10 protein-coding genes are annotated in these 7,797 nt (G+C 47.8%); 4 read left to right on the plus strand and 6 right to left on the minus strand.

What is annotated here, in order from left to right:
• On the minus strand, nt 1-308 hold a 308-nt coding region (locus BUF15_RS26980; RefSeq protein ID WP_200802504.1), incomplete at its 3' end, for a transposase.
• On the opposite strand from BUF15_RS26980, the gene BUF15_RS25860 reads away from it, so the two are divergent.
• Nucleotides 307-999 (plus strand): GNAT family N-acetyltransferase, encoded by a 693-nt coding sequence (locus tag BUF15_RS25860; RefSeq protein WP_073617203.1) that lies wholly within the window; start codon nt 307-309, stop codon nt 997-999. The two genes, BUF15_RS26980 and BUF15_RS25860, sit on opposite strands and share 2 nt — an antisense overlap.
• A 151-nt stretch (nt 1,000-1,150) precedes the next feature.
• Here the strand turns inward: BUF15_RS25860 and BUF15_RS25865 are convergent, their stop codons facing one another.
• Both BUF15_RS25865 and BUF15_RS27270 read right to left on the minus strand, forming a co-directional pair.
• A complete protein-coding gene (locus BUF15_RS25865; protein ID WP_073617204.1) occupies nt 1,151-3,610 on the minus strand; it encodes a hybrid sensor histidine kinase/response regulator in 2,460 nt (819 codons plus the stop codon).
• Between the two features lie 211 nt (nt 3,611-3,821).
• Entirely contained in the window at nt 3,822-3,971 is a 150-nt protein-coding gene (locus tag BUF15_RS27270) for a hypothetical protein (protein WP_159441393.1), read from the minus strand.
• A gap of 165 nt (nt 3,972-4,136) precedes the next feature.
• Between BUF15_RS27270 and BUF15_RS25870 the strand changes: the two genes are divergently transcribed.
• Nucleotides 4,137-4,961, plus strand: coding sequence for a GGDEF domain-containing protein (locus BUF15_RS25870; protein ID WP_073617205.1), 825 nt, complete (start codon nt 4,137-4,139; stop codon nt 4,959-4,961).
• 126 nt (nt 4,962-5,087) lie between these two features.
• Here the strand turns inward: BUF15_RS25870 and BUF15_RS25875 are convergent, their stop codons facing one another.
• On the minus strand, nt 5,088-5,633 hold the full coding sequence (locus tag BUF15_RS25875; RefSeq protein WP_073617208.1) for a MerR family transcriptional regulator: 546 nt from the start codon (nt 5,631-5,633) through the stop codon (nt 5,088-5,090).
• Between the two features lie 10 nt (nt 5,634-5,643).
• Nucleotides 5,644-6,099 carry a hypothetical protein gene (locus BUF15_RS25880; protein ID WP_143170898.1) on the minus strand — a complete coding sequence of 152 codons (456 nt, stop codon included), beginning with the start codon at nt 6,097-6,099 and terminating at the stop codon, nt 5,644-5,646.
• 646 nt (nt 6,100-6,745) lie between these two features.
• Between BUF15_RS25880 and BUF15_RS27275 the strand changes: the two genes are divergently transcribed.
• Both BUF15_RS27275 and BUF15_RS25885 read left to right on the plus strand, forming a co-directional pair.
• The gene (locus BUF15_RS27275; RefSeq protein ID WP_159441394.1) at nt 6,746-6,895 is read left to right on the plus strand and encodes a hypothetical protein; all 150 of its coding nucleotides are present in this window, start codon (nt 6,746-6,748) and stop codon (nt 6,893-6,895) included.
• A gap of 141 nt (nt 6,896-7,036) precedes the next feature.
• Nucleotides 7,037-7,486, plus strand: a complete 450-nt coding sequence (locus BUF15_RS25885; RefSeq protein ID WP_073617207.1) for a putative metal-binding motif-containing protein — start codon at nt 7,037-7,039, stop codon at nt 7,484-7,486.
• On the opposite strand, the gene BUF15_RS25890 is transcribed toward BUF15_RS25885, so the two are convergent.
• The coding region (locus BUF15_RS25890) for a transposase domain-containing protein (RefSeq protein ID WP_143170899.1) at nt 7,483-7,797 on the minus strand (315 nt) is incomplete at its 5' end. The genes BUF15_RS25885 and BUF15_RS25890 overlap by 4 nt on opposite strands.

Consider the following 7,797-nt stretch of genomic DNA (forward strand, 5'->3'; position numbering starts at 1 on the left):
AGGTAGGGCGGCAACAGCGCTGAGTTGAACTTGATCCCTTGCCCACTCTTATCTCTGACTTTCGGAACCTTTACCTTGACCGGCCCAAGACCTGTGAGAATTTCTCTTTCAGGCAAATAGCCATTGCGCACAACCTGCATGTGCCCTTTCTCATTTCTCAGCTCTGCGTAATACTGGAGCAGGTCCTGCAATTCAGCCTCAACCGCATCAGCAATGAGTTGTCGGGCGCCGGTACGTAACAGTTCGGTCAGCGGGTCTTCGACAAACTCTCCTGGCTTTTTCAGTGTGATAACTTTACTGTTCATCATGACGTATCCTTTTTTGTTGGAATTCTGTTTTGGCGAACTGGTTCCAACAGGATACGTCATTTCTTTTTTAATTCTCCCTCAAACACCACTTTTGAGCATAACTCCAAGCGAGAGACTCCTCATCCAACCCCTTACATATGCAGACGCCAAGGTGATCATTCGCATCCGCTCGATCCCAGAGGTTTCACGCTATCAGGGATGGGAACCGAAAGAAGAAAAGGAAATACATTCCCTTGTTGATAAAATGAATGATTGTGGGTTATTAGCCCCAGGCCAATGGTTCCAATTCACAATTACCGAAAAAGAAACACAACGTTTGATAGGAGATTGTGGCATACACCCTGTTGCCAGCGACCGCAGACAAGTGGATATAGGCGTAACAATTGATCCCCAGTTCCAGAAGATGGGATACGCAACGGAAGCAATTCACTCATTATTAGACTTCCTGTTCAAACAAACGGACACCCATAGAGCTAGTGCATCTATAGACCCTAGAAACGAACCAAGTATTCGACTGTTCGAAAAGTTGAGATTCAGGAAAGAAGCACACCTGGTCGAAAGTTTATGGTTTAAGGACGAATGGGTAGACGATCTGATAATGGCGATACTAAGGAAAGAATGGTTACTGCCCAACAAGGCGTTTCAGGCGATGCCTGTTTCGCTCCGCTCCGCTGGTATCGCCTCAACTTGACGTTGAGCTTCAAAGACTGCAGCACAAAGAAGGATTGGCTTGTGAACCGCCCCGGGATCGTTGGCTCATACTTTTCAAGTTGGTAGCTCAGATCTTCAATATACGAGTACACGATGCTATCTCAGAATTACCGCGTTACCCCATATTGCAACTATTCAGTTATCCGGGTTGGTACTTTACTGAGAGCCTTTTGGAAATCATCCAGACTGTAAGGTTTAGCGATTGCGCCAGAAAAACCGTATTGTTTGAAATTGGCTACAACTGGGTCACTGGAATATCCGCTTGAGACAATGAGGTGAGCGGTAGGATCAAAGTCGAGGATTTGTCTGGCGGCCTCTTTTCCTCCAAGCCCGCCGGGAATAGTGAGGTCCATAATGACAGCCGTGTAAGGCATTTTGGATTGCACGGATTCCCGGTAGAGTTCAATGGCCTCTTTACCGTCTGTACATGTTGTCACTTCGTAACCCAAAAAGTTGAGCATCTGCTCGGCAGTGTCTCGAATCATCTTCTCATCGTCCATGATCAGAATTGCCCCACCTTTGGCGAATTGGGTGCTTTTTTCTGTTGCAAGGGGGCTCTCAACCGAAGATGTGCCTGTTGATGGAAGGATGATGGTGAACGTGGTCCCTGCACCGATTGTTGAAGATACTGATATGTGGCCTTTATGCCTCTGAATAATCGAATAGGCGGTGGCAAGGCCGAGCCCGGTGCCGGATATCTTGGTGGAAAAGTAGGGATCAAATATCTTTGCCAAGCTGTCGGAAGATATACCGCAACCAGTGTCATGGATTTCTAATCTGATGTATGGTCCGGCGACAAGGTTGAAAGGGTTCTTGGTCGACAATATTTCATTACTGCCGGTGATCGTCAGAGTTCCACCACCTGGCATGGCCTGGTCGGCGTTGATAATGAGGTTGTTCAGTACCTGATAAATTTGTCCCTCATCTGCCTGAATGCTGTGGAGAGAAGGGGGAATGTTAACAACGGCCCTGACATTTGATCCCAGGAGCATGAAAGAAACTGCGTCATGGGCAAGTTTTTGCAGCGAAACAATTTTCTTGTTCGGTTCGCCGCCCTTGGCAAAAGTGAGCAGCTGCTGAGCAAGTTCGGCAGCTCGCCTTGTTGCATTCACGGCCTCGGCGACGGGCTTGTGTGCTCGATGATCGGAGTCGATGAACGCTTGGGAAAACGATAAGTTGCCCATGATACCAGTCAGGATGTTGTTGAAGTCGTGCGCAATTCCTCCGGCAAGGACACCGAGTGATTCGAGTTTCGCAATTTTTTGCTGCTCTTTTTCATGTTTTTTCAACTCGGTGATATCCTCAAGGGCTGCGATGACATCAGTAGGTGAGTGACCGGGTGTAACCGGGTTGAACAAACCGCGTAGAAAAGTGGCCTTGCCTCCTGTAATGGAGGTATAGACGTCTTCGTAAGAGGCCACCTCGCCGGCCAGAGCTTTTTTAATGGTTGCATGCATCTTCGGATTACTTTGTTTGGTGATATTGCAACCCATAAGTTTTTCTCGTGTCGAGCCCATTAAGTCGATAAATCTGTCATTGAAATCGACAACTGTTCCTTCGGAATCAAATCTCACCAGCGCCAACGGTGATCTTTCAAAGATGATTTTGTAACGCTTCTCACTTTCACGTAGCGCATCTTCCATCTGTTTTCGCTCAGTGATGTCGATGCTATAACCTGCCAGTAACGATTTACCACCCTGTGTTATGGGGAATTTAATCGTCGAATATGTCCTGCCGTCAAAATAATCCTCCGTTTGCAAAGGAACTCCGCTACTCACAACTGCCAGGTCATTTTGTGTGGTTTTAGCAGCAAAATCGTGTGGGAAAAGTTCGTCCATATTCCTGCCGATCAGATCCGTGCTTAACCTGCCAAGTGAGGCTGAATAATTGTCACTGACTTTGACTATCCGGCTTTCACCGTTGGCAACTTCCTTGATATATACATGCACAGGGGAATAACGCAGAAAAAGCGAGAAGATCTCATTGGCCTCACGGAGGTCATCAATTGATTTTTTTCGTTGCAGAGCATCGCCGATGTGCCTTGCAACATACGCCATGAGAGCCTTATCCTTGTCTGTATACACATGGTCATGGTAACTCTGAACCAGAACAACCCCTGATAAATGTTCAAGATAAAATGGTGCTCCGACTAAAGAATACGCCTTTGTCCCCAGAGGACTGATATTGTTCTCCCGGCAAAAATCATCGAATATTTCTGGGACCAAGAGCAGCGGTTTGCCACTTTTTAACAGATAGCCCGACATTGAGTGTTTGGCCTCGGGGTCGACTTTGAACTCCAGACCCTGCATATGTGCGTCAACTTCATCATAGTAATAGACAAACTTGATGTATTGCTGGCCGTCGCGCTCCTGGCGTAGGGCAATGAAGAAATTTTTGGCGTTGATAAAGCGGCCGACGATTTCATGCAACGAACTGTAGAGATCCTCCTCGCTTGATAGCGAATGGGCCTGTTCACTAATTTCGTAGAGAGCCTGCTGAAGCTTTTCCGAATATTCTTGAGATATTGCCGAATAGCGCGGATGACCATTTTCTGTCTTGGTTGATTTCTTTTTGGTTTCAGGTACTTTCATTGAAGTGAGTGGATTGGGGCAGGTGAGCTGTTGACGCTAGCGTTTGGAGACAGCGAAACGACATTGCCATCGATAGTACTTCGGCCGAAAAAAGATGCGACACGTATCATATTCATTCAGAAAACGATAAAGCATGTAAAGGCAACTCAGTAGGAGTCTATCAAAGTTTTCCCTCTGCACAAAGCGATGTTTTTACTCTGCTCTGATCAAATCAAGGTTTGAGGTGGGTACGTAGCCCGGGCAGCTCTTCTTCGGGAAGAGCGATGAACTGCTCGATCAACGAGTCATTGTCAACAGCGGTGCTGTATGGCCGAATGGATGTTGCAATCACTACCTTTTCTGGCTTCAATTCCTTTAGCATCAACAATTACTCACACGTTTTCCTTCATCGTGCTAATATGGTTGCTGTTCGTGCATGCTGATGGTCAGTCTGCGGTCGGCTTGCCCGCCAGGCTCAGCTCACATCTTCCATTGTTGAAGCGAATCATTCTAATAGATCAGGACCTTGCCACCAAGAGAGAATACTTTGATTACACTACCAAGCCAGATCAAGGAGTTTCTTCAAGCTGCATTATCTCCCTACAGTTACGATCTTAAGAGGAATATCTATATCTGGTTCGGCGTGTTCTGGGGGATGCCAATTCCCCTGGTGACCCTGCTATATGAATACCGGATCCTTGATTTGTCAGGTAGTGACGGCAACCTGTTTGAGATGCTTAACTCGCCGATGCAATGGTTGTTTTTGCTTCATCCCGTCCTGTTTGGCGTCATCTTCGGTATCCTTGGCACCGTCCGCCAGGAAAAGGAACTCAAACTGGTCGATACCATTGGGCAGCTACGTGACCTGGCGATACACGACCCGCTGACCGGCCTTAAAAACAGGAGATATTTCGCCCATAATTTCCATGATGAGTGCGCCAGATCGCATCGAAGAAACGAGCATCTCAGTCTGCTCTTTCTCGATATCGACTATTTTAAACGGATCAACGACGAACATGGGCATCATATCGGTGATGTGGTCCTCAGAGAACTTGGCAACTTTTTGCACATTCAATGCCGACCCTACGACACACCGGTACGCTGGGGTGGTGAGGAATTCCTCATTCTGCTCCGCTCCACCGACGAAGCGGGTGCCGTCATGTTTGCCGAACGGATCAGAACAAAAATCGCCCTGGGAATCAGCCAGGAAATCCCTTTCACATTCACAATCTCGATCGGCCTGACCGAACACCAGACCGGCGACACTCTGGAAGAACTTGTTAACCGCGCCGATCAGGCCCTCTATCACGCCAAGCAGTCAGGCCGCAACCGGGTAGTTCAATGGTCGGTTCTGCCATCCAAAGAGGCGTAAGGATAAAGTAAAATCAATCCTGGCGAACCCGGTAAAATCGACAAGGTGTAACGCGAGTTATTATATCTCTCCTTCTTCCTCGCCATAGCGTTCATGTGGTATTTTATAGTTCAATCTTACCAACCGTTATTGGTTCGAAGAGGAGACCGGACCTGTTGCCCAACCGCGGATTACTGCGATTTCATCATCGGGAATCTGCAGATATTCGAGAAAAAGCTGGTGTTTGTCCGGAGCCGTCCGCTCGAATGCCACATGCCATTCATACATATCTTTATCCGTAAAACCCGATGTCTCCAATAGTGATGTCCATAGCTCCTTGGTCATAACCCCGGATTCGTTGAGTTTGCCGCAGTTCTTCAAAAGGCCGGCAATTATCCGCTGCTGTTGATAGAGCTTTTGGATTTCATCGTTGAGTTCACCAAAGCGCTTATTGAGGATAGCGGTGAAACTCGTTTCCGGGGAGTCGAGCAGAACCTTGATCTCTTTTAGCTGGATGCCTGCCTTACGGTAGTGGCAGATCTTGATCAGCCTTTGCTCATCTGCTGCAGTGTAATGACGATACTCACCCTGAATATGGAAGCTAGGTTTCAGTAATCCAATTTTGTCATAGTACAACAGTGTCGATCTGGAAAGATTGTATTTTGCTCCAAGTTTACCTACTGTGAGTTCCATTTTTCTCATCTCATTGGTTGGTGAGATAATTGTTGAGAAGTTGCTCCAGCTTCTGCATCTGGGTGGAGAAAGCTGCTGGGGGGGCCGAGGTGAGCAGATCGTTGCCTCTGTCGCGCAGCCCGGTGAGTTCCTGTTGCCAGACCAGGCTTGTGGATTGGTTGACAGGGGTGAGAGTGATAGTGTAGCGGGTTGTCCGGTGCTCCCCGGTTCTCACAAAGGCAATGCAGCTGTCTTTTTCATACTTGCTTACCACCCAGGTTTCAATGCCGAATTGATCGGCGAACTCGGTCTGAAACACGCAGCCCAGTTCCGCAAAGCCCGACTCCGTATATGCAAGGCGGCAGTGCCACTCCGGAATCCAGTCATATTCCCGTACCGGGCAGAGCAGGGGAAATATCTCTTTCGCCAGAAATGGCAGCTGCATAGTGTATGTTCGGATTAGCCGTTTTCCTGATCCAGTCTTCATGGTTGTCCTCCAATGTTTTTGTCAATGATGCTGTTTGAGAAAACGTTAATATGAAGTGTGAAGTTATAGACAGGTCAAGCAGCTTTTCATCTCATCGGAGAAATCCGGTCAACTCTTCATTTTTCGCCGAAGATTGCAAAGATGATGAGTTTTGGCTTCGGTGTTAACGCAAGAAGATTGTGTACAGCAGCTCTCACTTGCAAGCATAACGGGGATGAGCATAAAGATGATGGATGTATTTTTGAAAATTAAAATACCTCCTATCTACCTGGATTGACTGATTGGCTATATGTGGACTTCTTAATAAATCGTGGTCTGCCCCGTTATATTTCTGATATTTTTTCACGCCTGGACGAGGGAGTCCTCCCTGGACTTATTTGCACCGATTGAGACACGTGCGACTCAGTAATGCGTTTCAAAATACCAAACAGCGCTATTCGAATTTCAAATATGTAACTCCGTTTCCCGCATTTTTCCCTGCAAAATTTTTACCTAAGCCATTTTCTCTCTGCTTCAAGTAGGTTACCCTCGTCATAATTATTCCCACTGTGTGGCATGCCGCTTGAAGGGCGAGTAGTCATGTTGACTAGCCGACGCTACTCATCCCGATTAGGGCAAGGCTCCACTATTTGAGACAGAGGTACCAATGAGAAATCTTTTCAAACGCAAGTCCATTTCCTTTTCAGCTCTAATTCTTTCGTTTGCCGCCACCCCGCTCATGGCCGCAAAGCCTATGGATGCCATAGAGTTGAGTAACGGGTACCCGATAGCCACCACCGAATACATCGGCCTGTAACACTGGCTGACAACCTGCCTCTTTCCCTGTCGAGAGACGCAGGCTTCATATTGATTAATCCCCCGGGTAGTTGAGAGAAGAACAAGAGGGGAATCACAGCACGAGCCTGATCTATATATCACGTTTGGAGGAACAACATTTATGAAAAACTCTCTGCTGAGCGCCCTTGTTATCTGCTCATTATCTGTCGTTATTTATGCAACGGCCAACGCGGCAAAACCGGTAGACACGGACGGCGATGGCTACAATAACCGGATCGACTGCAATGATAACAATCCCGCCATCAATCCCGGTGCAATAGAACTATGTTTTGATGGTGTGGACAATAATTGTGACGGCCTGGCAGACAGTGAAGATCCGACCTGCGGCCAGTCTCAATGCAACGACATTGATGGCGATGGCTATGGTTTTCCGGCAGATCCATCCTGCAGTTTCATTCAGGAAGACTGCGACGATTCACGGGTTCAGGTCAATCCGGGAGCAACGGAAAATTGCGGCAACGGGATCGATGACAATTGTGACGGCCTGGTCGATGGTCAGGATCCGGCATGTGGATCGGGCCCCCACGCCAATAACGTATCCGCTAATTAAACCCCACTTATTGATTGCGGCAAAAGGAGGTCGGCGGCTTTGAGCCTGTTCGGTAGCAGCTCTTCGTAATCGCTCTGCGATTCTGCGAAAGGAAGTTTTTCGAAGATAAAACGAAGATATCTGTACGGTTCCAGGCCATTTGCTTTCGCTGATTCGACGAGACTGTAGAGGCTGGCACTAGCTGCCGCTCCGGCAGGATTACCGGCAAAGAGCCAGTTTTTGCGGCCTATCACAAACGGCCTGATGGCATTTTCAGCTGCATTATTGTCTGGGCCGACTACGCCTTGGTCAAGGTAGACGGTGAGGCGGCT

The organism is Desulfopila aestuarii DSM 18488, assembly GCF_900143695.1.
Classification (GTDB): domain Bacteria; phylum Desulfobacterota; class Desulfobulbia; order Desulfobulbales; family Desulfocapsaceae; genus Desulfopila; species Desulfopila aestuarii.

What these genes read in the sequence shown, in the direction of transcription:
- BUF15_RS25875 (WP_073617208.1), bottom strand. Translation starts at nt 5,633, where the DNA reads ATGGAACTCACAGTAGGTAAACTTGGAGCAAAATACAATCTTTCCAGA.
- BUF15_RS25865 (WP_073617204.1), bottom strand. Translation starts at nt 3,610, where the DNA reads ATGAAAGTACCTGAAACCAAAAAGAAATCAACCAAGACAGAAAATGGT.
- BUF15_RS25880 (WP_143170898.1), bottom strand. Translation starts at nt 6,099, where the DNA reads ATGAAGACTGGATCAGGAAAACGGCTAATCCGAACATACACTATGCAG.
- BUF15_RS27275 (WP_159441394.1), top strand. Translation starts at nt 6,746, where the DNA reads ATGAGAAATCTTTTCAAACGCAAGTCCATTTCCTTTTCAGCTCTAATT.
- BUF15_RS27270 (WP_159441393.1), bottom strand. Translation starts at nt 3,971, where the DNA reads ATGCTAAAGGAATTGAAGCCAGAAAAGGTAGTGATTGCAACATCCATT.
- BUF15_RS25860 (WP_073617203.1), top strand. Translation starts at nt 307, where the DNA reads ATGACGTATCCTTTTTTGTTGGAATTCTGTTTTGGCGAACTGGTTCCA.
- BUF15_RS25885 (WP_073617207.1), top strand. Translation starts at nt 7,037, where the DNA reads ATGAAAAACTCTCTGCTGAGCGCCCTTGTTATCTGCTCATTATCTGTC.